Here is a 25,005-nt window from a genome sequence, read left to right as displayed (position 1 = left end):
GCTTGATGTTGAGGATCAGGTCGGTGACGTCCTCCTTGACGCCCGGCACGGTGGTGAACTCGTGCAGGACACCGTCGACGCGGATGCTGGTGACAGCAGCGCCGGGGATCGACGACAGGAGGGTACGGCGCAGGGAGTTGCCGAGGGTGTAGCCGAAGCCCGGCTCCAGCGGCTCGATCACGAACCGGGACCGGAACTCGTCGACGACCTCTTCGGTCAGTGACGGACGCTGAGCGATCAGCACGAGGTATTTGCCTCCAGTGTCTGGCGCCCGCTATCTGACGCCGTGGTCCCCGAAGAGTACGGGTGCTGCGGCCCTCCTATGAAGCCGAACCGCCCGCGCCCGCCCGTCTGCCGTCGGCTCAGCTCCTGCTGGATCGGAGTGCAACGGTCGACGGGGTAGCCACGAGCGCGGTTCGTTGGCGCATACTGGGGGCAATGACTAAGCCCGCTGCACCGAAGCGTCATTTGCCCACCAGCCCCTTCAAGGCCCCGGTCACGCCGGCTCCCAAGCACTTCGCCGTGGGCGACCAGGTCACCCACGACGTGTACGGCCTCGGCCGGGTGATCGGCATCGAGGACGGAATCGCGGCCCTCGTGGATTTCGGCTCGGAACAAATGCGGATCTTGAGCCCGTACGCCAAGATGACCAAGCTGTAGGGACCGCCGTGCCCGGTCACGGCACGCCAGGCCCCTTCAGCGACCTGCAACGAAAGCGAGCCCTCTCATCGATCTGACGTCGCTGTTCTCCGCCCTGGAAGGGCACCCCCGCAGTGCCGCTCCAGCATCGCCGCCTCCGGCGACGAACCCCTTCCAGGCCCCGGACTTCGGGGAAGACGAATCCTTCCTGCTTGAGGAGGAACAGGGGCCCGCCTCGGGCATGCGTGCGACGTAGCCCAGGCTTTGCCGCCCTGCGGGGCGTCGGCAAGACGATCATGACAGCATGGGGCGAGGGCTCAGGAAGGTTCCCCTGCGACCGGCTGTGGGCCGGAGTCGAGTCGACGGCGGCCGTCGAGGGGGCGGGCTGTGGTGTGCGGGCGGTGGAGGTGGTGAGCGCCGTAGCGTTCGATGGCCAGGAGAGCGGCGTCGTCTCCGGGTTCGTGGCCGACATGGTTCAGCAGGTCGCGATGGATGTGGCGCAGCAGGGCTTCGGGTCCGGACGTGGGCGCGGCGGCGACGTGCTCGGCGAGGGGGTAGAAGTCTCCTTTGGGCGAGCGGGCTTCGATGACGCCGTCGGTGTAGAGCAGCAGCGTGTCGCCGTCCTCGAACGTGAAGGGGTCGGCGCGGTGGCTGGGGACGCACAGTTCGCACATGCCCAAGGGGGGTGCGGGGCGTCGTGCGTGCAGGACGGTGACCTGGCCGTCGTGCAGCATCAGGGGCGGGGGGTGACCGCAGTTGATCATCTCGACCTGCGTGTCGTGGTCGGGGACGTCGAGCAGCAGGGCGGTGATGAAGTGCTCGCCCGGGTCGTGCTCGGTGTCGGCGACGTCCTTCAGATGCCTGCAGACGCTCGCCTCCAGGCCCGCGGCGAGTTCGGGCAGGGTGTCGTAGCGGTGCGCGCCCTCGCGGAACGCGCCCAGCACCATGGATGCCTCACCGATGGCGGCCAGTCCCCTGCCCCGGACATCGCCGATGATCACACGGGTCCCGCGCTCCGAGCGGGCGATCGCGAACAGGTCGCCGCCTATACGGGTCTCGTCCTCGGCCGCCAGGTACAGCCACGCCACCCGCAGCGGCCCGATCCGGCGGCGTGGTGGCCGCAGCAGTACGAGCTGCGCCGTCTCGGCCACCGACCGCGCCCGGTTCAGCTCACGGCTGCGCCGCTCGCGCACGTGGCAGACGAAGACGACCAGGGCGGACAGCAGGGTCAAGCCAGAGATCTGCGAGAGGTGGTTGGGTGTGGTCAGTCCGCCGTGGAGCACGGCGATGAGCACTTGGGCGGCCACAGCCAGTGCTCCGGCAAGGGCGGTCAGCCGCGGCCCGGCCAGGGACGCGGTCAGGGCCGGCGCGATCACCAGCAAGGGGCCCAGGTGGACGTCCGGCGGGGAATGGATGTCCACCACGGTGATCACGACGATCAGCGCAAGGGGGATCGCCACCAGCCTGCGGCCCAGCTGCTGCTCCGGGAGGCGGTCCACCGGCACACGCCCCGCACCCATACATATCGGTATACACCCGGCTGTGCTGCATGTCCCTCAGTGAGATCTTCGCCTGGCGCCTACGCCTTCTCCGGATCGCCCTGGACCCCTTCGACGGCACCGGCCGGCACTGTCGCGGCTTCGCACGACGGGGATCATGGAGACCCTGGTGCACACGCCTCGACCGCGGAGCAGGCACAGGACCGACGGCGCCGCATTCGCCCCTCACCATGAGCGAAACCATGTCTGACAGGGCCGGATCCGCCCGGTTGCGCGGACCAGACCCTGGAGGAGCCCCTGGTGATGCAGCACATGGCCGGGATGCAACAGATCCCGGCCACGTGCTGCATCGTGCTACGACGCCCCGTGGCGCCCCCGGTCGCGGCGGCGCAGGAAGAGCAGGCCGCCGGCGACGGCGGTGACGCCCGCGGCGGCCGTCCACCCGACGATCTCCCCGGAGCCGGTCGCGGCGAGCCCGCCCCCGACGGCGGGGGAGGCGGAAGCGGCGGGCCTCGGGGTGGCCTTGGTGTCCGTCGCCTTGTCCCGCGTGAACGCCAGCGTCCCGAAGCCGAGCTGATCGAACCCGCCGCTGTTGGGCCCGTAGTCCCCGCCGCCGCCCTCGGGCGCGGCCTTGGCGGCGATCTGCGTGAGGTAGGTGGCGGACAGCCCGCGCCGCTTCGTGTAGTGGTTGGCGACCATGGCCCAGACCGGCCGTACCTGTGTCGGGCTGGCCTGGGCGACCGCGGTGGGGTGCTGGATCCCCGGGCGCTGGTCCAGTTGGGCGTAGGGCGTGTACGGCACATTCCCGCCCAGGCTCCACTTGGCCACGTACTGAGCGCCCTTGAGGAAGCGGTTGTCGTCGTAGCCGTACAGGTCGATGCCCTGGTTCCAGGCCATCTCGCAGACGGTGCCCATCAGGCCGACGCCCATCAGCGAGTGCCCCTGGTCGCGCCCGGCCTCCATCCACTCGGCGAGGCCGTCGTCGTGCACGACCGGGATGGCGTGCTTGATCGAGCCCATGCCGGCGCCGTGCTTGAAGTACTCGACGGCCCGCTCGACCTTGGCCTGGTCGTCGCAGAAGATGCCCGTGGCCAGCGCGCAGGCCATGTTGCACAGGTCCCAGTTGGGCCAGTAGTGGGGGGCCGGGGTGCCGTTGTTGTGCCTGACGAGAAAGTCCTCACTCACCGAGTAGAAGACGTCGACCAGCATCTTCTGGAATCTCTCAAGCTGGAAGTCCTTGTGGTCGCGGACGAGTTCGGCCGCGTTGGCGGCCTGGTACCCGTATATCCCGGCGGCCAGGAACCGGTCGGCGCTGCCGTCGACTTTCGTCAGCTTCGCCGACCAGGCGTTGAGGATCGCGACGGCGGTGTCGGCGTGCGCGCTGTCACCACTGACGTGGTAGCGCAGGGCGTTCTGGTACGCGGCGTGGATGTCGTTGAAGAGGGTCCAGTAGTTCTGCTTCCACGTGCTGCGGGGGCGCAGTTCCACGCCCCGGTACACGATGGCCTGCGGATTGGGCGTCCAGTCGCTCTGCGAATGCCGGTTGGCGGTCAGCTTCGCGTACCCGGCGGTGTAGGGGGAGGCGCCGGCCTTCACCTTGGCGGCCATACGGGCGAGGTCGGCGCCGGTGTGGAGGAGGCCGGGGTGCGCGAAGGCCCCGCCCGCCGCGACGGAGGGGGTGGCGGCGGTGGCGATCGAGGCGGCTCCGGCTGCGACGCCCGTGGCCTTGAGCACGGCCCGGCGGCTGATCTGTCGTGTCACATGCATGCCCATGAGACGGGTGAGGGCGGACGCCGATCACGAAAACTGGACGGGCCGTGATGCAGAGGGCCACCGGGCCATGGGGGCCCGGCACCCCGCCTCGGCCGCGGAGCGCGACCGTACACCACGTCCAAGGACGCAAACCTGGACGATCTCCTTGGCTCAGCCAGTGGTTGTGGGCCGCCGGGGCCCTGTCACGGCGGCTGTCTGCCACGACGCGCCCCGTCGCTGAACGGCCCGGCCGGCGCTGCTGGACAGGCTCGGGGCGTGCAGCCAAGCGGCACGCAGCCGAACCACGCGTTCGCCGGAGAAGCCCGGGGCGGGCTGTCGCCCCGGGCGGCCCGGGCGTTGTGGTGGGGGTCGGGCGGTCTGGTGCTCGGCGTGCTGGGCACCTCGGTGCTCGTCGCCGGTGCGGAGCACGGCCAGCGCCCGCCGGCGGCCGTGGTCCTGGTCCTTGCTCAGGCATGTGCCCTGCGGTGGCAGACGCGCGCACCCATGGCCGTACTGGCCGTCAACGCGCTGACGGGGCTCGCGGTGTGGGCCGACCCCAACGGCCCGTCCTCACCGCACTGGTCCCGCCAGACGGCACAGTCCCTGGCACCCGACCACATCGTCCCCACACACACGACGCAGACCCGCCACCATTGCACGTTCTGGAACGCCCTCGGGTGACCACCGGGACAACCACCGCCGAGGACCTCACCCCACCGCACGACTGGTCCGCGGCCCACCACAAACCCGCCCCCGCCCGCCACCGCACCGGCGACCCCCGAGCCATTGATCGAGCCGCTCGGAATTGATTACCTCCTGGATCCGACTCCCTGATCAACCACCCGCCCCGGAGATTCGGTTGTGCCTGAACCCAACCGGACAGAAGGGAGCGGGGCCATGTCCCGTTCACTCCGTAAGAGACTCGCCGGCGCCCTGGCCGTGGCCGCCCTCGTGGGTGGGGCGCTGACCCTGGCCGCAGGTGGGGCCAGTGCCGCCACCATTCCCCCGCCCCGCCCCTACCCCCACCCCGCCTGCAACTCGCCCGTCTTCACTGCCTGCGCCGAGATCGTCAACCAGAGCGTGGACGCGTACAGCTGGCGTATCAGTGTCACCGAGCCCAACGGTCACAGGTGGAACCGCTGCCTCACGGGCGGCCGGCCCGGCGAGACGAGCTACTACCCGAGCGTGTGGTTCTCCAACAGCGACCAGGTCTCGCTGACGGCCTACCGCGGTGGGAGCTGCGAGGGATGGAGCAGGAACGACGACTGGTGGGGCGACTGGCGCTCGACCCCGGACCAGTACCACCTGATCGTCGTCAACAGGCACTGACCGTCGTGCACAGCTCACACCACCGGACCCCTCTCTCTCCTTTGTCCCTCTCCCCGCAAGGAGCCACCCACGTGCGTCCCCACGCTCTGACGACCCCCGCAGCAGAGCCCACAGTGAACAAGAAGAGAAAGAACCGCCGCTGGCTGGCGCCGGTGCTGAGCCTGGGTCTCGCCCCGCTCGTCCTGCTGGCCTCGCCGGGCCCCGCCTCGGCGGACACCTGGTGCTGGAAGCCGGACGGCTATGACATCCGCAAGGGCGACACCACCTGGGCGAAGCCTCAGACCCAGGCCGCCAACACCTGGCAGGACTGGGTCTGGCGCGGACCCACCTTCCGCTGCCCCTGGAACTCACCCGGCTGCTCCTACAACTGGGGCTACCAGAAGACGACGGGCTGGCAGTGGTCGGTCGGCGTCAGCGTCAGCAACCCGGTCCCGTGGCTCAACCAGGTGCTCGGCAGCATCACCCCCTCCTACGGGCGCAACGGCTCCACGAGCACCACGTTCACCTTCAGCACGAACCTGAGCCCGGGACAGTACGCCCAGCCCATCCAGGTGGTGGAACGCCGCTGGACGCAGGGCACCTTCGTCGGCGCCTTCCGCACCGACCACTCCGGCTGCGAACACGGCAGCGAGCGGTACTGGTGGGACGGCAACTACGAGTGGGGCCACTGGTCCTCGAACCTCAGGGTCAACGACTACGGCACCTACAACATCTGGCGCTGACCCCCAGACCGGCCCGGCCCCGGTGTCCCCCTCTGCACCTGCACCGGGGCCGGGCCTCTCTCCCGACCTCAGACCCCGTGAGGAATCCCCAGCCATGCACCCGCGCCGTCTCCCCCGCACCGCCCTTCCCGCAGCCGCCGCCATCCTGTGCGGCCTGCTCGCCTCCTGCTCCACAGGCAGCGCATCCCCGGCCGCAGGCGGTACTTCCCCCGCCCGTGCCCCTCAGGTGTCCAGCGTCTCGCTCGCTCCCACGGTCAACTCCTCGCCCAAGACCCTGCCGCCCTCTCGGCTGTGCACTGTCCTCGACCAGTCCGCCGCCGGGCTGGTGCTCACCGCCCCGAAGCAAGCCCCGCGGGTCGCACCCAACAAGGGCACGGCTGAGGACTCGTGCAGCTACGCCTCCGGCGACGGGGCGGCCCTGCTGACCCTCAACCCGTCCGCACGCTCCTACGAAACCGAAATCTCCGCCGCGCACAGCCTGGTCCGCGACCCCGCGTCGGCGGGCATGAGTGATGTGAAGGTCACCGAGGTCGACGGGCTGGGGCAGGGCGCCTTCAGCGAGAGTGCCGAGGTGCTGCAGCCGAGGCAGAGCGTCGCGTACGTGGTGTGGCGCGCTGGTTCCCGCACCTGGGTGCTCACCCTCGCGCTGCCCGCCGGGTCGGAGGGCGGCGTCGTTCAGCTCGTACCGCTGGCCCGGAAGCTCACGCCCCGGCTCACTTGAAAGCACCGACGAACGCGGCCCACGCCTGCGGCGCCACAGCGAAGTGCGCGGCTTCGGGGTTCTTGGAGTCCCGGACGGCGATGAAGGAGGGGAGGTCGGCGACCTCTACGCATTCACCTCCGGTGTTGCCGCTGTACGAGGACTTGCGCCACCGCGCGTTCATCAGGTCTTGGTGCGTGCCCATAGCGTTCCTCCATCACGCGGGTGATCAGTGCCGCCGAATCCTCCACGGAGAGGGCGGACGCCTGCAAGTGAGCGTAACGAACGGCAGCTTCCCTGACGGTGTCCGGATTGGCCGTCATGCGGCCGGAGATGAGGTCTTCGGTGTAAACGAGGTCGGGGTGGTCATCGAAGCGCAAGCTGGTGAATGACCCGATGAGGCTGGCGTGTTCACCAACCTCGAACGGCAGTACCTGGATGCACGCCCACTTGCGGTCGAGGAAGTTCAACAGGTGTGCGAGTTGCTCACACATGACCTCGCGGCTGCCGATGGGCCTGTGGAGGACTGCCTCGTCCAGGACGACCCAGGTCAGCGGCGGCTGTTCACGCGCCAGAATGCGCTGACGCTCCATCCTCGCGGCGACCAGCTCGTCGAGCTTGTCCGGCACGCCTGTTGCCAGCACGGCGCGGGCGTACGCCTCGGTCTGCAGGAGACCGTAAATCATCTGGGCCTGGTACGTGGAGATGTACGTCGCCTTGGCCTCCATCTCCGCGAACGGCTGAAACCAACTCGGCAACTGGCTCCGCAGAACCAGCCCCACCAGCCGCGAGAAGAACCCGTCCGTCATGAGTGCCGCGTCCACCCGTTCGGCGAACGCTCTCGTCGGTACCTTCCGCGCCGTCTCGATCTGGCCGACCAGCGACGCCGTACAGAAGATCACCGCCGCCAGGTCCTTCAGCCTCATCCCGGCCGCCTCCCGGCGACGGCGCAGTTCCGAACCGAAGTAGTCCAACGGCGAGGCGGCGGGGTCAAGTTCACGGATGTTGACCATGACACCGAGAGTAACCGTGCGATTGCACTCGGGTGACGTGAATCACCAAATCACCCCCCGCACACTCTCTGGTACGGCACATCCCGCACGTAGGTCTCCCACTGCGCCCGCGTCAGCCCCCCGCCTCCCGTCCGGGCGCACACCGTCGCCACCGCCCGCGCCGGATCGACGGTGTACCGCTGGAGCGGAACGTGCGCGCTCGCCCCGTACACCGTGCCGCTGTCGGCGCTGAAGGCCACGGTGTCGATCTTCTCGCCGGGTGTCGTCAGGAGGCCGCCCAGCGGCTGCTGGGTGGCGATGTCCCACAGTTGCAGGCTGCCCGTCTCGCCGGCCACCGCGAGCGTGGTGCCGTCGGGACTGACCGCGAGCGCGCTGACGCCCTCCGAGGTGTCGCCGGTGAGCACGTCGCCGCCGTCCGGGAGCGCGGGGAAGACGCTTCGCAGGATCCCCCGCTGCTGCCTGAGACCGGCGTCCCACAGCGCCACCCGGCCCGACTCGTCCCCGGCGGCCAGCAGCGAGCCGTCCGGGGCGAAGGCGAGGGCTCCGATGCCGTCGTTCTGGACCAGGTCGTGGCCGGTGACCTTGCCGGTGGGCAGGGCGGCGACGCGGTTGTCACCGACCAGGACACGGCTGTGGGGGCCGATGGCCAGGTGGCTGCTGGACAGGGACGCAAGGAGTGCCGTCCTGCGGCCGCGCGCCGTGTCCCAGACCTCGTCCACCGGGTTGACGGCGGCGCCGGTGCGGGCGGCGTAGAGGGTGCGGGCGTACGGGGCGAGGGCGATCGTGATCGCCGCCGCGGTCGACGCCTTCGCGGCCAGGTCGAGCGTCGTGCGCACCCGGCCCTTGGTGAGGTCCCAGATGGTGACGGGCTGCCGGGATGTCCGGCTGCTGGGTGCCGAGACGCCGTACACGAGCGCCTTGCCGTCGGGGCTGAACGCCAGCAGCGCGAGGGTGTACGGCGCGTACACCGGTGCGGAGGGGTCCGTGGAGACGGGGAGCGGCGGGACGGGCAGGGTGCGCAGCAGACGGCCGTCGTGGGTGTCGAGCAGGTCGACGCGGTAGTGGTCGCCGGTGCGCCGCGCGGTGGCGAGGGTGCGGCCGTCGGGGCTGAGCAGCGCCCTGTCCAGCGGCTGCTCCTGCCAGGCGGAGGTCATGGCGGCCGAGACGTCCAGCGTGTGCACGGTGCCGCCTTCCAGGTACCGGAGCAGCGGGCGGTCCGGGTCCCAGGCCAGTCCGCCGGAGAGGTGCTGGTTGTTCTGGGAGTGACGGAACACCGGGGCCTCGACGCCCAGCCGCCACACCCTGATCTCCTGGCCGTCGGCGGTCGCGAGGAACTTTCCGTCCTCGCTGAAGGAGAGGTACTGCACCCCCGGGTCCCGGAGGTCGGCCAGTTGCCGCCCCGACCGGACGTCCCAGACGCTCGCCCCGCCCGCGGTCACCGCGGCGAGCCTCCCCCAGTCTTCGGCCGGGGGGACCCCCGTCTCGCTTCGCTCGCCGCCGCCGAGGGTGAGCAACGACTGGTCCTGGCCGCAGAACTCCCCGCCGTGTTCCCAGCCGCCGGGGAGCGTGCGTCCGCCGCTGCCCAGGTCCCGTACCTGCGGCGCGCCACCCGCGAGGGGGCAGGACGCGGCGAGCCGGCCGTCCGCGCTCACCGCCACCACCTGCGTGTTCTCCGCCCGTGTGGCGAACAGCAGCCTTCCGTCCGGGGCCGCGCGCACCCGCACCTTGGTGTCATCGAGGTCACTGACGGCATAGGTGTTCCCGGAAAACCCCACGAGGGACGACCCCGGCAGCAGGCCGCCGCGCCACCGCCCGGCGGCCGCGTCCCACAGCCGTACCCCGTCACTCCCGTGGACCGCCAGCAGCCGCCCGTCGGGGCTCACCGCATCCACCCGGCCGTCCTCCGGCAGCCGCCCGGAGGCGAGCCGCCGGTGGGCCGCCACGTCCCAGGTCCGCCAGGTGCGCCCCTCGACGGTGAGCAGGGTGCGGCCGGACCCTGTCAGGAAGCGCGAGGCGTCGTCGCCCGGCTCCGGGTCGCTGAAGCTGTCCACTTCCGGCTGGGCGAGCGAGCCCAGCAGCGCCCGCCGGGTCTCCGGCAGCCGGGCCACGCGCCAGGCGGCGACGCCCAGCAGCTGCGCGGTGCGCGGGTCGGTCGTGCGCAGGGCGTCCGCGACGTCGGCGATGCGGCGGGCCGCCTCCTCGGTGCGCCGGCGCTCGTTGTCGTCGTAGGCGCGCCAGACGGCCACGGCCGTCAGCAGGGCGACCGCCAGGACGGCGGAGAGCGACACGGTCAGGAACCGGTGCCTGCGGACGGTCCGGGCGGCAGCCTGGCACTCCGCCTCGCGGGCCTGAAGCGCGGTGGTCAGGAAGGCCCGCTCCGTCACCGTCAGCGCCACATCCCTGTCGTGTTCCGGGAAGAGTTCCTCCGCGCGGGCCAGCCGGGTGCCCCGGTACAGGGTGCCGGGGTCGCGGTCGTGCTCCAGCCAGGTGCGGGCGGCGTCCGCGAGCATCCGGTGGTGGCGCAGTCGTTCGCGGTCCTCCTCGATCCAGCCGTGCAGCCGGGGCCAGCAGGTGATAAGGGCCTCGTGGGCGAGCTGGACGCCGTCCTCGTCGGCGGTCAGCAGCCGGGCCGCGGTCAGCCGCTCCACGACCACCCGCACATCCGCATCCGCCCACTCCTCCAGCTCGGAACAGGTGAGCGGGCGCCGGGTGTCGGGGGTGCCCTGGCCCGGCTCGACCATCCGCAGCAGCAGACGCCGGGCGGCACCCGTCTGGGCCGGGGACAGTCCGCCGTACACCTCCTCCGCGGTCGCCGCGATCGCGCCCCGCACCCCGCCGGCCGCCTCGTACCCGGCGAGGGTGAGCATCCGGCCCTTGCGGCGGCGCCAGGTCTCCAGCAGGACGTGCGAGAGCATCGGCAGCCCGCCGGGCTCGCCCTGGACCTCGTCCACCAGGCGGGCGGTCAGCGTCCGCTCGACACGGCACCCGGCCGCCTGCGCCGGTCCGACCACCGCCTCCCGCAGCTCCTCAGCCGTCATCGGGCCCAGCAGCAGCCCGGCGCCGCGCAGGGCGTCCGCGAGGCCGCGGTGCTCGGCGCAGCGGGCGTAGAAGTCGGCCCGTACGGCGATGAGCACGCGGAGTCTGCTGTCCGGGTCGCGGGCGGCGAGCAGCAGGTCGACGAAGCGGGAACGTTCCTGCGTGTCGCGGCAGAGGGTGAAGACCTCCTCGAACTGGTCCACCACCACCCAGCTCTCCGGCTCGTCCGCGGCAGGGCGCAACAGATGCCCGTACGTAGCGGTCGGGGTGGCTCCGGGGGTGAGGATCCGCAGCACCGCCGGGAGCCCCCGCGCCGCGATCTCCTCCTGAAGTCTCGGGACCAGCCCGGCCCGCAGCAGGGACGACTTCCCGCTCCCCGAGGGGCCGAAGAGCACCGCGAACCGGTGCTCGCACACCAGGTGCCCGACCTCGTCGACCACGCGGTCGCGGCCGAAGAACACATGCCGGTCGTCCGGCTCGAACCGGGCGAGCCCGCGGTAGGGCGCCGGCGCGCCCTCGACGTCCTCCACGGGGGCCTGGTTCGCCTCCGCCTCGGCGGCCTTCCAGCGCGGCTCCCACTCGGCGGGATCGCCCCCGCAGGCGCGCACATAGCCCTGGACCACGGCGAGCGAGGGAAGCCGTTCACCGGCGGCGGCCAGTGACAACGCCGTCGCCGAGAAACCCGCCGCTTTCGCCATCGTCCGGTACGAGGGGCTCCCGGCGGCCTTCCGCAGCTCGCGCAGCTCGTGCGCGAGCCGCTGGACGGGCCCCGCCGTCGGGTCCACAGGTCTCTCGGGCCGCCCCATGACGCGCACCTCCGTACGTGCGGTTCAAGACATCCTGACATTCGAATGGCGACCATACGGACAGCCGGTCGACATCCGGGTTGCCCGGGCTGACGGGCAGGTGACCGCAGCCGGACGGCCTCCGGCTCGGAGGCCGAGCCGGAGGCCGACGGCGCGGCGGGGGTTCACCTGGCGTGCGAACCCCTGCTGCGGCGCATGCGAAGCACCAGCACGGAGCCGGCGGCGAGGGCCAGCAGGCCACCGAGGGCGCTGTAGGTGACGGCGTTGCCCATCCCGGTGGAAGCCAGGCCGCCGGCCGGGTCGCTCCGGTCCGGCCGGCCGACGGGCACGCCGGCTGCCGAGGCCTGCGCTCGGGTGCCGATCGTGCCGGAGGCGGAGACGACCGGCGCAGCGGCGGTGGGCGTGGCGGCGGTCGGTGTGGGGGCAGGTGACGGGGTGGTGTCGGTGCGGGTGGCCGTCGACGAGGGCTTCAGCTGGAGCGTCGTGATCGAGTACGGGGGCAGCGTCTGTGCGGCCGCCGTTCCCCGCGTCGCCGTGGTCAGGGCGGTGCCGCCCTTGGTGTACGAAACGGTCCTGACCGTCCCTGAGGCCGGGGTGTATCCCCTGTAGGACAGCGACACCTGCGCCGCGTTCTGCGAGTTCTTGTTGATCAGCATGACGTTCAGGCCGCCGTTGCTGCTCCGTACCGCGTGCACGGCGACCGACGGGTTGGCCGAGGACGCCTTGACCATGGTGTCGCCGGGCTGCGCGAGTGCGGTCAGCGAGCGGATGCCCCAGTAGGTGGAGAAGGGCGTCTCCCGGGCCGGCTCGCAGGTCCCGCCGGAGCAGGATCCGACGGAGAGCACGCCCCCGTCCTGGTAGTCGGTCTCGCCGTTGACGGTGGTGGGCTTGCCCATGCCGTTGTGCAAGTCCCACCAGTCGACGCTGACGGCCCCCTGTTCGAGCCAGTTCATGTACGTGTCCGGCGCGAACAGCGCCGCGGCCTGGCTGGTCTGGGCCACCGAATCGGCACTGGAGGTCTCGGTGATCGCGATCTTCACCGAGGCGGCGTGCGGGCCCGCGTAGGTGTTGATCAGTGAGCGCACCGCGGAGGCGGTGCCGGCGATCCTGGCGGGGCTGTTCAGCAGGTTGGCCGTGCTGGAACCGCCGGGGTACCAGTGGACGATCACGAAGTCGATCGACTTGCCCGCGATGGAGAGCACCGTGTGGTTCCAGTCGGCGTCGTCGCCGGCAGCCTTCACCCCGTCCGGCCAGGAGCCCGGAGTGTTGAGCACCGCCCCGATCTTCACGTTCGGGTCCACGGCCTTCATCGCCTTCGCGTAGGCGAGCAGGTTCTTCGCGTACTCCCTCGGGCTTTTGTCGGCGTGGTTGTCGACCTCCCATTTGCTGCCGTAGTACCCGTTGCCGGAGACTTCGTTGCCGATCTCCCAGTACTTCACGCCGTAGCCCTTGTCGACGTTGGCGTACTTGACCCAGTCGGCGGCCTCCTGCGGGGTGCCGGACCCGTAGTTGGCGGTGATGATCGGCTGGGCGCCGACCTTCTTCGCGGTGGCCATGAAGTGGTCGAAGTCGGTGCCGGGCGCGGCCCAGCTGCCGCCGGTGACGGTGTGGGTCTTCCAGTGGTAGGCGTCCGCGACCGAGCCGCCGGGGAAGCGCAGCTGCCGGACTCCGGCGGCCTTCATCAGCGACGCCGCCGAGGGGTCGTTCATGTAGGTGTCGTAGACCGCGGTGTTGAGGCCGACAGCGCTGCTGGGCACCGTGCCCAGGGAGGTACCGGCATCCACCGTGATGCCGACGGCCGGCGCGGCGCCCGCGCTGAGCGCCAGGGCGCCGGCGCCGGCGCCGGCCACGAGTACCGCGACCGCGCCCGCGACCATGCGGCGGCGCGTTCGGCTACGGCGGTGCGTACGGCCCCGAGGTATCGGCTGCTCGGTGGTTGTCGCGTCGTCAGATGACACGTGTGGCTCCCGATCGGAGTGCGTGGATACGGGTGGCGTGGCGCAGCTGACCGCCCTCGCCGTGGTTGGTGCACCCCTAGGTGGCCGCTCGGGAGGGAAAGGTTGCCGCCGTATCCGATATCCGATGCTCTTCAGATCCCTTTCGTGCGGTGCGCCGGTCGCCGAGGAGTCAGCGTCGGGCGGCAACCTTCTCGTCCCCTGCGGCAACTGGGAGCCGGAAGGCCGAGTCGAACTACCGGATGGACGGGCATGAGGGCAACGAAGCACGCCGCGCCGCAACCGTGGCGCAGGCGCGGACTGGTCACGGGCATTCCCTTGGCGCTGATGGTCGTCGGTGTGCTGGCGTGCCTGGCCCTGACCGTCCTCACCGGGGGCGGAACCGGTGCCGGGCGGGCAGCCGACGCGTCCGCCGCAGGCGTACGGGCGGCCGCCCCGTCCGATGCCGGGTCGGCGGCGGGCGGCGGTGCGGGTGCGACGGTGCAGCCGACGGCCTCGGCCAGTCCCACGCTTCGGGCCTCGGCCACGCCGTCGCCCTCGGTTTCGGCCACTGCGACGGCCTCGGCCACCAGTTCCGCGCCCGCGAGCTCCAGGGTGGCGGCCCTGGCCGGACGGATCAGACCGGCCGTCAGCTACCAGGGCGTCGCCACCGCCTACGCCGCTGGTGACGGCAACGGCTCCTGCCTGTACGGGCCCTCCGACGACCTGATGATCGCGGCGATGAACGTCACCGACTACGAGTCGGCCAAGGCGTGCGGGGCCTACGTGCTGGTCCGCGCGGCCGGCGGGGCCACCGTCACGGTACGGATCGTCAACGAATGCCCATGGCCCTGCGCGCCAGGACAACTGGACCTCAGCCGGCAGGCGTTCGCCAAGCTCGCCGACCTGTCGGTGGGCCGGATCCCGATCACCTGGTCGCTGCTGAGCCCGGACCGGCCGGGCACGATCGCCGTCCGGTACAAGACCGGGTCCACCAAGTGGTGGTGCGGGATCCAGGTGATCGGCCACCGGAACCCGGTGGCGGCGCTGGAGGTGCGGAGCGCCGGCGGATGGCGGCAGCTGCCCCGCACCGACTACAACTACTTCCTGTCCGCCGATGGCACCGGCTGCGGTGGGGCGCTCAGGATCACCGACATCTACGGGCAGCAGCTGACCGTCGACGGCATCGCCGTGCGGCCGGACGTCGCGCAGCCGACCGGCGTCCAGTTCGGCCGGCATTGACCAGCCCGCCGGTCAGCCTTCACCGGCCCGCAACCGAGCACGACCGCTGTTCGAATCCCGGGCCGGCCACTGTTAGGCTACGCGCCCCGATGTTGTTAAATGCGCAACCAACGCGCACATCATTGCCAGGAGAGGGCGACCGGGGGATGCTCCTCGATGACGCGTCCGCGGAGTTCCACGAATTCTTCGAACGTCACTATGCCGAACTCGCCCGTCTGGCACACCTGCTGACCGGCGAGGCCGACGCGGCGGACGACCTCGCGGCGGATGCCCTGGTCGCCCTGTGGCAGCGGTGGGACCGGTTGCGGCAGGCCGACCACCCGCTCGCCTACGCCCGCGGTGTGGTGGCCAACCTGGCGCGCGGTCGGATCCGCAGCGCGGTGCGCGAGCGACTCCGGATCACGCTGTTCTGGTCCCGCAGCCCCGAGAAGGTGGAGGGGCCGGACATGGCGGCCGTGCTGGACGTCCGCGCGGCGCTCGCCCGGCTGCCGTTCCGTAAGCGCGCCTGCGTGGTGCTGCGGCACGCCTTCGACCTGTCGGAGAAGGACACGGCGGCAGCGCTGGGCATCTCGGTCGGTACGGTGAAGAGCCAGACCTCGAAGGGAATGGCCGAGCTGGAAAGGATACTGGGCGCACGAGCGGCCGGGGACCTGATGGCAGGGAGGAGGAACCGGTGAACGAGGAGATCGCCCTCCGGCTGCGCGAGGCCGCCGAGGCCCACCGGCCCGACCGTGCCAGGATGCTGGCCCGGGTGCAACGCGGCATGGCCGGCCCCGCCGTCCGTCACCGCGCGCGGCCGTTCGCGAGGTCCGGGACCAGGGTCGCGCTCGCCGGGCTCGCCGCCGCCGGCATCCTGGCGACCGGCGGCCTCGCCGTCGCCGCCATCGTCGCGAAATCGTCGCCGTCGGCCACCGTGACCACGCCTGCCACCCCGTCCCCGACCGCCGGCTCCCCGCACCCGACATCGGCCCGCCCCACCCCTGTCGCGCCGGCCCCGGTCACCACCCCGGGCAGCTCGCACCCGACTCCGCCGGCCACCAGTCCATCGCCGACCGCCGGCGAGAGCCAGAACGGGCCGCTGTGGTCGGCCGGCTCGGTGGACCCGCGCAGCAACGTGTACTGGACGCAGAGCAACGTCGCCCTCAAGACGACCCAGCCCCTCACCTCGCTCACGATCGAGATCCGGATCGTGCAGACCGGCGGGACGAAGATCACCGGCACCTGGCAGACCCTGCCGAGTGCTGACTTCACCGTCACCGCCCAGGAGGCGGGCGGCACGCTGGTCTACCGCTGGGTCCTCAAGCCGGGCCTGACCGTGCCGGCCGGGAGCTATGAGTTCGCCGCCCAGTTCAACAACGGCACCGGCAAGCGCAGTGCCGCGGGCGACGGCTACCGCGTCGACGCGCAGGCTTCGGGCGGCTCCGCGTCGGTCCGGGGAGGGTTCGTCCCGACCGGGTGAACGCCGCCGTGCGGCAAGGGGACCAGCCCCCTTGCCGCACAGCCCGACGGTCGAGCAGATCCCGGTGAGGCGCCCCGGTCGAGTACCAGCGAAGCGTAGGTGGCCTCCATGGTGGCCGGCAGGTCGCCGTGGAGCTGGGTTGGGGATGGTGACGGCGGCCGTGAAAATTCTTCCCTCGATCGCGGCAACCTTTGTGTGCGTGGCGGCAACTGGCGGGTAACCGGGGCCGGATCAAGGCCCGTTGCGCCAGAAGGACATGCCGTTGTCAGATCAGAACCGCTCTCATCGCCGCCGTCCGGCTACCCGCCGCGTGCTCGCCGCCGCCGTGGTCCTCGCCGCCGCGGGTGCCGCCGTACCCCTGGTCGCCATGGCCGCACACACGCCGAATGCCCGCACGCTGGCCGGTGCGGCGGCCGGCAGCGGCCGCTACTTCGGTACGGCGGTGGCCTCGGGCAGGCTCGGGGACTCGACGTACTCCACCCTTCTCGACCGGGAGTTCAACATGATCACCCCGGAGAACGAGATGAAGTGGGACACCACCGAACCCTCCCGCGGCACCTTCAACTTCGGCCCGGCCGACTCGATCGTCGGCCACGCCTCCGCGCACGGCCAGCGCATGCGCGGCCACACCCTGGTCTGGCACTCGCAGCTGCCCGCCTGGGTGAAGTCCATCACCGACGCAGGCACCCTGCGCAGTGTGATGGACAACCACATCACCACCGAGATGAGCCACTACAAGGGCAAGATCTACGCCTGGGACGTGGTCAACGAGGCGTTCGCCGACGGCGGCAGTGGCCAGCACCGCAGCTCGGTGTTCCAGGACGTGCTGGGCAACGGCTTCATCGAGGAAGCCTTCCGCACGGCCCGGTCCGCCGATCCCTCGGCCAAGCTCTGCTACAACGACTACAACATCGAGAACTGGACCGATGCCAAGACGCAGGGCGTCTACGCGATGGTCAAGGACTTCAAGTCGCGCGGTGTACCGATCGACTGCGTCGGTTTCCAGAGCCACTTCGGCGCAGGCGGTCCGCCGGCGAGCTTCCAGACCACTCTGTCCAAGTTCGCCGCGCTCGGCGTGGACGTCCAGATCACCGAGCTGGACATCGCCCAGGCGTCGTCGACGGCGTACGCAGGCGCTGTCCAGGCGTGCATGAACGTCGCTCGCTGCACGGGCATCACGGTGTGGGGCATCCGCGACAGCGACTCCTGGCGCACCGGTGAGAACCCGCTGCTGTTCGACGCGGGCGGCAACAAGAAGCCCGCCTACAGCGCGGTGCTCACCGCCCTGGGCAGCAGCAGCAGCAGCGGCGGCGGCACGCCGGACGGGGGCGGCATCACCTCCGGGGCGGTCTACACGCTCTCCGACGTGGCCGCCGGACGCGTTCTCGACGAGCCCGCGGGATACAACGGCAACAGCACCCCGCTCCAGGTGTGGGACGCCAGCGGTGCCTCCAACCAGCAGTGGCGGGCCGGCCGGAACAGCGACGGCTCCTACACGCTGACCAACGTCGCCAGCGGCCGGGTACTGGACGAGCCGGCCAACCAGACGGGCAACGGGACCAGGATGGAGGTCTGGGACTCCAACGGCGGCGCCAACCAGCACTGGCGTGCCGCCCGGAACAGTGACGGCTCCTACACGCTGACCAACGTCGCCAGCGGCCGGGCACTGGAGATCCCCGGTGGTCGGACCGCCAACGGCACTCCCGTCCAGGTCCGGGACTCGGCCGGCGGCGCCAACCAGCACTGGAACTTCAGGACTTCGGCGCCCGCGTCGGCAGGCGGCACGTGTTCTCTGCCGTCGACGTACCGGTGGACGTCGACGGGTGCGCTGGCGCAGCCGGCGAACGGGTGGGACGCGGTGAAGGACTTCACCGACGTGGTGTACAACGGCAAGCACCTGGTCTACGCGTCGAGCGTGTCGGGATCGTCGTACGGCTCGATGATGTTCAGGCCCTTCACGAACTGGTCGGACATGGCGTCGGCCGGCCAGACCGGGATGAGCCAGTCCGCGGTGGCTCCCACGCTGTTCTACTTCGCGCCCAAGAAGATCTGGGTGCTGGCGTCCCAGTGGGGCGCGTCGCCCTTCGTCTACCGCACGTCGAGCGACCCCACGAACCCCAACGGCTGGTCCTCGCCGCAGCCGCTGTTCACCGGAAGCATCCCCAAGACTGAATCCTCCACCGGCCCGATCGACCAGACCCTGATCGCCGACGACCAGAACATGTACCTGTTCTTCGCCGGTGACAACGGCAAGATCTACCGGGCGAGCATGCCGATCGGGAACTTCCCGGGCAACTTCGGCTCGTCGTACACCACGGTCATGAGCGACACGGTGAAGAACCTGTTCGAGGCGCCGCAGGTCTACAAGGTCCAGGGCCAGAACCAGTACCTGATGATCGTCGAGGCGCGCGGTGCGAACGAGCAGCGCTACTTCCGCTCGTTCACCGCCACCAGCCTGAACGGCTCCTGGACCCCGCAGGCCGCCAGCGAGAGCAACCCCTTCGCGGGCAAGGCCAACAGCGGTGCCACCTGGACCAACGACATCAGCCACGGCGACCTGGTCCGCAACAACCCCGACCAGACCATGACCATCGACCCCTGCAACCTCCAGCTCCTCTACCAGGGCAAGTCCCCCTCCGCGAGCGGCCCCTACGACCGACTGCCGTGGCGGCCGGGTGTCCTCACCTTGCAGCGCTGACCTGCCTGATCCGCCGGTGATCGCGATGTGGTGCGGTCCGCCGACGCGTGAACCAGCGGTCTACGGCGTGGACGACTCCACCTGCTGACCGATACGCACCGCCTCGAAGGAACCCCAGCCGTACGCCGGCTGGGGTTCCAGTCGTTTGGGGACCAGGCGTAGGCCCGGCGAGGCTTGTCCGGCTGATGGGTGTGCTCCTGATCCTGCGCGGCATGGCCGGCGCCGGCCGAGAAGTCCTCAGCCCGGCGAAGATGACGAATGCGCCCCCATCGAGGAGATGGGGGCGCATAGGTGCCTTCGCCTACTTGAGCGTTGTGCCGCTACTTGAGCGCTGTACCGCCCGAGTTGTGGTAGGCGGTGGTCTTGCTGATCAGGTTTCCGCCGTCGGTCTCGGCCGTTGTCTGTTCCTGCTGCCCCGGACCGAACAGCAGCCCGGCGATATGGGCGTTCGCGACCTGGTCCATGTGTCCGAAGAACCAGTCCACCTTGTCGTCCTTGTAATGGTTGAGGGTGTTGTTCTGCGCCATGTTGCCCACGGGGATCTGCCACAGGACGACCGGCTTGCCCACGGACTCGGCCATCGTCTTGTAGAACTGCAGCGTGGCGGCGGCCTTCTGGTCGTTCCAGAAGTGGTCACTGCCGCCGTGGGCCGGCTGTGCGTACCAGCCTGCGTCGCGGTCCGACACATCGGTGACCAGGAAGTCGGCGTTCTTCGCCCCGAGGTTCGCGTAGTCCTTGACGCATGCCTGTGTGTTGGTCTGCCAGTCGAAGCAGGAAAGGTGCAGCCCCGCGGCGGTGTTCGGCGCGTACTTGTGCGCCATCGATATCAGGCACTGGGCGAGTCCGGTGGCGCTGTTCTCCTGCGATCCGCAGTCCGTCGGATTCGAGGCCGTGACCTGTGCGGGAACCTGGTGCGGATTGCCGAGCGACCGGACGTAGCCCCAGAAGTCCGGCTCAAGGTCGATCGCGTCGTGCGATGTGCCGATCTTCTGGAGGAAGAACCGGTAGTCGTTCAGGTACCGGGTGAGCAGGTCGGTCCTGTTGATGGCCTTGACCTCGCCCGGACCGTCGCCCTCGCCTGCCGCATCCCCGAGGTCGCGCAGCGAATACCAGGTCCAGAGCATCTTCTGCGGGCGCGGGCTGCCCTTGTACGTCGCCTCGGCCGCCACGGTGTCCCGATAGGTCACGTACGTGCCGGGCGCCGTGGTGCTGCCGGTCCAGCAGCCCCACCAGCCCGACCACCCGTCGTGGCAGCGCGCTGCCGTGTAGTAGTCCGACGAGGGCGCGGGCTGGCTGTGCACATAGGCGTACCGCATGTCGAACGGCGCCGCGGCCGCCGAGGCGTCGGACACCGAGCCGCCGATGAGCACCGTGTTACTGCCCATGAAACCGTTCGTCGAGTTGCTGCCGAGCGTGGTGGACGTGGTGCTGCTGCCGGAGCCCCCCGCGTTCCCGGTGCCGCTGGCGCTGTCGGCCGGGACGAGCTGCCACTGCTGGTTGGCGCCGTTCCAGTCGTGGTACTGGGCGATGTGGCCCCCGTCGGTCTTGGAGCTGAGCGGAACCTCGGCGGCCTTACCGCTGAAGCGGTTGATCAGACGCACGTAGCCGTCCGACGAGTCCTCCATGTGGAACTGCTGGTTGGCGCCGTTCCCGTCGCTCCACTGCACCAGCTCGGAGCCTTCGGTCTTCGACCAGCCGTAGTCGTCCAGCACCTTGCCGGAGGCCCGGTTCTGCAGCCGGTAGTACCCGTCACCCGAGTCGATGAACCGCCACTGCTGATTGGCCCCGCCGTTACGGCTCCACTGCACCACCGGAGCACCGTTGTTCGTGGCGTAGCCGAGGTCGTCCAGCGCCTTGCCGGTGTTGCGGTTGACCAGCACGTACCACTTCTTCAGATCCACGGTTTTTTGCTGCGCCGAAGCCTGGCTGACCACGACAGCCGAGCCGGCCACGACCACCATGGTGAGACCCGCCCAGAAACCCCGGCGCGCGAGCAACCGACGGCCACGATGCTTCGGGCGACCACCGCGCGCGCCGCCGTCGGCACGGTGGCCGCCGGCGCGGGACGCCACCGATGACGTGGGTGGGCCGGGGACATGTCTGTGCTCTCGTTCCAGGGACACGCCTGTGCTCTCTTTCAGCTGTTGCTCTGACCGGACCACTTGGCCGGACAACACTGAGTGGGCCGAGAGGCCGAAAAGGTTGCCGCGAAGAGTCACAGAATTTTTTTTGCCTCGACCGCTTCCCGTCCGCAGCGGAGCGCTGAGGCGGCGGGCCAGTCACAGCCGGCAAGCGGGTCCCCGGTGACGTCATGGGGCTTCGGTCCGCACCCACGATGAGAGTTCACGAAAGAGAGGAACCCCGGCCGACGCGCGGCTGGGGTTCCTCAAGGCGGTGAGTATCGGTCAGCAGGTGGAGTCGTCCATGCCGTAAACCGCTGGTTCACGCGTCGGCGGACCGCACCACATCGCGATCACCGGCGGATCAGGCAGGTCAGCGCTGCAGGGTGAGCAGGCCCGGCCGCCACGGCAGCAGGTTGTAGGGGGTGCCCGCCGGTGTGCTGGGGGACAGGCCCTGGTAGAGGAGTTGCAGGTTGCAGGGGTCGATGGTCATGGTCTGGTCGGGGTTGTTGCGGACCAGGTCACCGTGGCTGATGTCGTTGGTCCAGGTGGCACCGCTGTTGGCCTTGCCCGCGAAGGGGTTGCTCTCGCTGGCGGCCTGCGGGGTCCAGGAGCCGTTCAGGCTGGTGGCGGTGAACGAGCGGAAGTAGCGCTGCTCGTTCGCACCGCGCGCCTCGACGATCATCAGGTACTGGTTCTGGCCCTGGACCTTGTAGACCTGCGGCGCCTCGAACAGGTTCTTCACCGTGTCGCTCATGACCGTGGTGTACGACGAGCCGAAGTTGCCCGGGAAGTTCCCGATCGGCATGCTCGCCCGGTAGATGCTGCCGTTGTCACCGGCGAAGAACAGGTACATGTTCTGGTCGTCGGCGATCAGGGTCTGGTCGATCGGGGCGGCGCCCGGGATGCTGCCGGTGAACAGCGCCTGCGGCGCGGACCAGCTGTTGGGGTTGGTGGGGTCGCTGGAGGTGCGGTAGAAGAAGGGCCACTGACCCCACTGGGACGCCAGTACCCAGATGTTCTTGGGCGCGAAGTAGAACAGCGTGGGCGCCACCGTGCCCTGGTTCATCCCGGTCTGAGCGGCCGACGCCATGTCCGACCAGTTCGTGAAGGGAGCGAAGCCCATCGAGCCGTACGACCCGGATTGGTTGACGGTCGAGCCGTAGACCAGGTGCTTGCCGTTGTACACCACGTCGGTGAAGTCCTTCAGCGAGACCCAGCCGTTCGCCGGCTGCGCCAACGGACCGGTCGAGCTCCACCGGTACGTCGACGGAAGAGAACACGTGCTGCCCGCCCCGGACAGGCCGGTCCACTTCTGGTTGCCTGCGCCGGTGCAGTTCCAGAGCTGCACTGCCGTGCCGTTGGCGGTGGCGCCGCCCGAGACGTCGAGGCACAGCCCGGACTCCACGGCGACGACCGTGCCGTCGGAGTTCACCCGCCACTGCTGGTTCGTGCCGCCGTTGCAGGACCAGATCTCCACCTTGGTCCCGGCCGTGGTGGCGTGGCCCGGGACGTCCAGGCACTTGTTGCCGTACACGGTCAGCTGGTTGCTGTCCGTCAGCGTCCACTGCTGGTTGGACGCGCCCGTGCAGTCCCAGATCTGCAAGAGCGTGCCGTCGGTCTGGCTGGCGCCCGGTACATCGAGACACCGGCCGGAACCGACGCCGCGTAAGGCGCCGCTGGTGGCCGCCTGAGCCGGGCCGGCGACGAGCAGCGCCGCCAACCAGACCAGGACCGCAATCGCGGCGGCGAGCACCGCAGAGGGATGTCTGCGGCTGAAACTACGTCTGCGCATGGAGACCTCGTAATCCTCGATCGAGTAAGCGGTTCCGGTTGGCCCCGTCGGAGGCTGTGCGGACTGTCGGTGCGGTGCAGCCCTGGCGTCGTTCGCTATACCGAACAAAGGTCGAAGAGTCGAGCAACCGGATCATAGGGAACCGGTGAACGGCGTCAATACCTCTCGCACAATTCGCGAGCCGAAACACTCGCGGGCTGAGACCAGGCAGTTTCAGGTTCCGTGGCTGCGGGGGTCCTACGCCTGATGATCACGAGACCGGCGGTCCCGCGCGACCGCCGGCCTCCCGGACGGCTTCCGCTTCTACGACCTTCATCACACCGGTCACATGCTGTCGACCCGATCGGGCGCCACACTCAAGGACACGATGGTCCGCGCGGGCCAGTCCTCCGAGCAAGCCGCGATGATCTACCAGCACTCCGACGGCGAGTGTCAGCGTGAGGTCGCCACCGGTCTAGACAACAAACAACCCCCGGGTCTCTGACCTGGGGGTTCGTGTTGGAGCGGGTGACGAGAATCGAACTCGCGCTCTCAGCTTGGGAAGCGACGGCGCTTGGGCGGTCGCATGGCGGCTGACCTGCGGAGAGCGGATACGCCTGCGCCGCTGCACGGGCCGGTTGGTACCGCTGGTGACCCTGGTTGTCCGCTCATATGGGCACGCGGTGGGCACGGCGTCGAAGGGTGCCGGCCGAAGCGCTTGTGCGAACGGGCTCTGCGCTTGGCGCCGCTGTCTCCGTCGACATGCCCGGGGAACCCTTGGCGAGTGCAAAGCCCTTCTGGCGGGGTGCGCCTCCCGCAGGCGAGGGCGGCGTCGGCTCGGCCAGCAGCGGACCGGCGACTTTCCGAGCTGTGCTCTCCTTCGGCCGCGAGACGGCGTTCCGGATACGGCACGCGCCCGCGTGTTCAGGCGGAGTCGGAGCCGGCACGGCCCGCCGATTCGCCGGCGGCACGACGGTACTCGGCGTTGATGCGCTGCGCTTCCTCTAGCTGGTCCTCAAGGATGACGATGCGGCACGCGGCCTCGATCGGAGTCCCCTTGTCGACGAGCTCCCGGGCGCGCGCGGCGATCCGCAGTTGGTAGCGGGAGTACCGGCGGTGTCCTCCCTGCGAGCGGAGCGGAGTGATCAGACGAGCCTCACCGAGGGCCCGGAGGAAGGCCGGGGTGGCGCCGAGCATCTCGGCTGCCCGGCCCATCGTGTACGCGGGGTAGTCGTCGTCGTCCAGACGATCATTCAGGGGGTTGTCTGATGTCATGTCACCTCGTTGTGCAACGCGTCGAGGGGCCCTGGTGCGTACGGCACCAGGGCCCCGAAGGAAATTGAACACCATCTGTCGGCCCTACTGCTGTGCCGACCTTCTGTTTCCGCTACCCGGCCCGGCAGAGGGGGGTGCGGGGGGATCGCAGCTGCTTGACCGGGGACCACCATCCAATCCGGGGTCTTGCGGTACCCGGCCGAGTGCTTCTCGGGCCGGGCGATCCTGATGGCGTCTGCTCCTCCGTTCCTCTCTGAACCAACCACTGAGTGAATCGGTACTGCTGTTGGCAGCTCCTCGACGTGCGAGCCGCCCAGTGCGGCTCTCAGTCTCGTCACCGTTCTGGGAACACTCTGGCTTCGAGGCTCAAGAGCCGCACTGACCTGCGTACTTCGTATTCAGCCACCCGCCAGTTCGTGTCTGGCGGGTCTCGTCGACCGTGTCTACGAGAAGAAGCATACCCATGTCAGGAACGAAAATCTACTCGTGCAGAGGTAGATTTCACCCTTCTGGTGGAGGAGGAAGCCTGCCGCGATCGGGCCTCACCGGTTGGCGGAAGCGGCCTCCTGCCCGAGCGCGCAACTGCTTCAGCCCCACGGACGGTTCCTGATACAGGTGGGCCGAATAAGCTGTGCTGTCATGTCGAACCCTGATGAGCTGCTCGTCGCCATCTCCGCCGCGGTGGAGTCCGAGCGAAGCAATCAGATGTCGCTGACCGTGGTCGTCGGCGGCGCCGTCATCACCGGCCGGCTGGCTCCGGAGGCCGTGTGGAGGGAGCGGGTGGCGGAGGTCCTGAAGGACTCGGACCGTCTCGGCCCGTTCTCGGACGTCTTTGCGCGCGGTCCGCGAGGGAACCGGCCCGATCGCGGCGAGGCACCCACGCATCTGCACTTTCATCTCGCTCGGATCCTGCAGGGCAGCCGCGGCATCCCGGAGACGGGCGGCATGTACCGAGTCGCGATCAAGGACGTCAGCGCATGGACCGTAGGAGATCTCATCCACTTCGA

The 25,005-nt window shown here is 69.9% G+C and carries 19 protein-coding genes and 2 pseudogenes; 11 read left to right on the top strand and 10 right to left on the bottom strand.

What is annotated here, in order from left to right; genetic code table 11:
- Positions 1 to 244: pseudogene (locus LE548_RS15820) on the bottom strand (DNA-directed RNA polymerase subunit alpha); the annotation flags it as partial.
- 194 nt (positions 245 to 438) lie between these two features.
- Here LE548_RS15820 and LE548_RS15815 point away from each other — a divergent pair.
- Positions 439 to 660, top strand: coding sequence for a CarD family transcriptional regulator (locus LE548_RS15815; protein WP_225097462.1), 222 nt, complete (start codon positions 439 to 441; stop codon positions 658 to 660).
- Between the two features lie 296 nt (positions 661 to 956).
- Here the strand turns inward: LE548_RS15815 and LE548_RS15810 are convergent, their stop codons facing one another.
- On the bottom strand, positions 957 to 2,159 hold the full coding sequence (locus LE548_RS15810) for a PP2C family protein-serine/threonine phosphatase (protein WP_225097461.1): 1,203 nt from the start codon (positions 2,157 to 2,159) through the stop codon (positions 957 to 959).
- Between the two features lie 333 nt (positions 2,160 to 2,492).
- On the bottom strand, positions 2,493 to 3,899 hold the full coding sequence (locus tag LE548_RS15805; protein ID WP_374116105.1) for an alginate lyase family protein: 1,407 nt from the start codon (positions 3,897 to 3,899) through the stop codon (positions 2,493 to 2,495).
- Positions 3,900 to 4,166: 267 nt separating this feature from the next.
- On the opposite strand from LE548_RS15805, the gene LE548_RS46040 reads away from it, so the two are divergent.
- The 4 genes from LE548_RS46040 to LE548_RS15785 all read left to right on the top strand — a co-directional run bounded on the left by LE548_RS46040 (position 4,167) and on the right by LE548_RS15785 (position 6,662).
- A complete protein-coding gene (locus LE548_RS46040; protein ID WP_308030183.1) occupies positions 4,167 to 4,571 on the top strand; it encodes a hypothetical protein in 405 nt (134 codons plus the stop codon).
- A 216-nt stretch (positions 4,572 to 4,787) separates the two neighbouring features.
- Positions 4,788 to 5,219 (top strand): hypothetical protein, encoded by a 432-nt coding sequence (locus LE548_RS15795; RefSeq protein ID WP_225097459.1) that lies wholly within the window; start codon positions 4,788 to 4,790, stop codon positions 5,217 to 5,219.
- Positions 5,220 to 5,332: 113 nt separating this feature from the next.
- Positions 5,333 to 5,941, top strand: a complete 609-nt coding sequence (locus LE548_RS15790; protein ID WP_225097458.1) for a hypothetical protein — start codon at positions 5,333 to 5,335, stop codon at positions 5,939 to 5,941.
- A gap of 94 nt (positions 5,942 to 6,035) precedes the next feature.
- Positions 6,036 to 6,662 carry a hypothetical protein gene (locus tag LE548_RS15785; RefSeq protein WP_225097457.1) on the top strand — a complete coding sequence of 209 codons (627 nt, stop codon included), beginning with the start codon at positions 6,036 to 6,038 and terminating at the stop codon, positions 6,660 to 6,662.
- On the opposite strand, the gene LE548_RS15780 is transcribed toward LE548_RS15785, so the two are convergent.
- The 4 genes from LE548_RS15780 to LE548_RS15765 all read right to left on the bottom strand — a co-directional run bounded on the left by LE548_RS15780 (position 6,655) and on the right by LE548_RS15765 (position 13,454).
- Positions 6,655 to 6,825, bottom strand: coding sequence for a DUF397 domain-containing protein (locus LE548_RS15780; RefSeq protein ID WP_225097456.1), 171 nt, complete (start codon positions 6,823 to 6,825; stop codon positions 6,655 to 6,657). The genes LE548_RS15785 and LE548_RS15780 overlap by 8 nt on opposite strands.
- Positions 6,776 to 7,654: a helix-turn-helix transcriptional regulator gene (locus tag LE548_RS15775; protein WP_225097455.1), complete on the bottom strand. Its 879-nt coding sequence runs from the start codon at positions 7,652 to 7,654 to the stop codon at positions 6,776 to 6,778. The genes LE548_RS15780 and LE548_RS15775 overlap by 50 nt, the downstream gene beginning before the upstream one ends.
- A 50-nt stretch (positions 7,655 to 7,704) precedes the next feature.
- Positions 7,705 to 11,496, bottom strand: a complete 3,792-nt coding sequence (locus tag LE548_RS15770; protein WP_225097454.1) for a hypothetical protein — start codon at positions 11,494 to 11,496, stop codon at positions 7,705 to 7,707.
- 164 nt (positions 11,497 to 11,660) lie between these two features.
- Positions 11,661 to 13,454, bottom strand: coding sequence for a cellulose-binding protein (locus LE548_RS15765; RefSeq protein WP_225097453.1), 1,794 nt, complete (start codon positions 13,452 to 13,454; stop codon positions 11,661 to 11,663).
- Positions 13,455 to 13,703: 249 nt separating this feature from the next.
- Here LE548_RS15765 and LE548_RS15760 point away from each other — a divergent pair, with 249 nt between their 5' ends.
- The 4 genes from LE548_RS15760 (at position 13,704) to LE548_RS15745 (ending at position 18,829) form a co-directional block, all read left to right on the top strand.
- On the top strand, positions 13,704 to 14,672 hold the full coding sequence (locus tag LE548_RS15760) for an expansin EXLX1 family cellulose-binding protein (RefSeq protein ID WP_225097452.1): 969 nt from the start codon (positions 13,704 to 13,706) through the stop codon (positions 14,670 to 14,672).
- Positions 14,673 to 14,818: 146 nt separating this feature from the next.
- Complete coding sequence (locus LE548_RS15755; RefSeq protein ID WP_225097451.1) at positions 14,819 to 15,349, top strand: SigE family RNA polymerase sigma factor; 531 nt, start codon at positions 14,819 to 14,821, stop codon at positions 15,347 to 15,349.
- Complete coding sequence (locus LE548_RS15750) at positions 15,346 to 16,131, top strand: hypothetical protein (RefSeq protein WP_225097450.1); 786 nt, start codon at positions 15,346 to 15,348, stop codon at positions 16,129 to 16,131. Before LE548_RS15755 ends, LE548_RS15750 begins: the two co-directional genes overlap by 4 nt.
- A gap of 256 nt (positions 16,132 to 16,387) precedes the next feature.
- Positions 16,388 to 18,829 (top strand): non-reducing end alpha-L-arabinofuranosidase family hydrolase, encoded by a 2,442-nt coding sequence (locus tag LE548_RS15745; protein ID WP_374116104.1) that lies wholly within the window; start codon positions 16,388 to 16,390, stop codon positions 18,827 to 18,829.
- A 320-nt stretch (positions 18,830 to 19,149) separates the two neighbouring features.
- Here the strand turns inward: LE548_RS15745 and LE548_RS15740 are convergent, their stop codons facing one another.
- Positions 19,150 to 20,790, bottom strand: a complete 1,641-nt coding sequence (locus LE548_RS15740) for an RICIN domain-containing protein (RefSeq protein ID WP_225097449.1) — start codon at positions 20,788 to 20,790, stop codon at positions 19,150 to 19,152.
- A 532-nt stretch (positions 20,791 to 21,322) separates the two neighbouring features.
- Positions 21,323 to 22,744, bottom strand: coding sequence for a non-reducing end alpha-L-arabinofuranosidase family hydrolase (locus tag LE548_RS15735; protein ID WP_225097448.1), 1,422 nt, complete (start codon positions 22,742 to 22,744; stop codon positions 21,323 to 21,325).
- A 259-nt stretch (positions 22,745 to 23,003) separates the two neighbouring features.
- On the opposite strand from LE548_RS15735, the pseudogene LE548_RS15730 reads away from it, so the two are divergent.
- Positions 23,004 to 23,228, top strand: a pseudogene (locus LE548_RS15730) (site-specific integrase); the annotation flags it as partial.
- 419 nt (positions 23,229 to 23,647) lie between these two features.
- Here LE548_RS15730 and LE548_RS15725 read toward each other — a convergent pair.
- The gene (locus tag LE548_RS15725; RefSeq protein ID WP_225097447.1) at positions 23,648 to 23,998 is read right to left on the bottom strand and encodes a MerR family transcriptional regulator; all 351 of its coding nucleotides are present in this window, start codon (positions 23,996 to 23,998) and stop codon (positions 23,648 to 23,650) included.
- A 639-nt stretch (positions 23,999 to 24,637) separates the two neighbouring features.
- On the opposite strand from LE548_RS15725, the gene LE548_RS15720 reads away from it, so the two are divergent.
- On the top strand, positions 24,638 to 25,005 hold a 368-nt coding region (locus LE548_RS15720), incomplete at its 3' end, for a hypothetical protein (RefSeq protein ID WP_225097446.1).

Source organism: Streptomyces sp. CoH27, from assembly GCF_020181035.1.
Classification (GTDB): domain Bacteria; phylum Actinomycetota; class Actinomycetes; order Streptomycetales; family Streptomycetaceae; genus Streptomyces; species Streptomyces camelliae.
The sequence above is the reverse complement of the archived record's forward strand: the minus strand, read 5'-3'. Positions and strand labels throughout refer to the sequence as shown.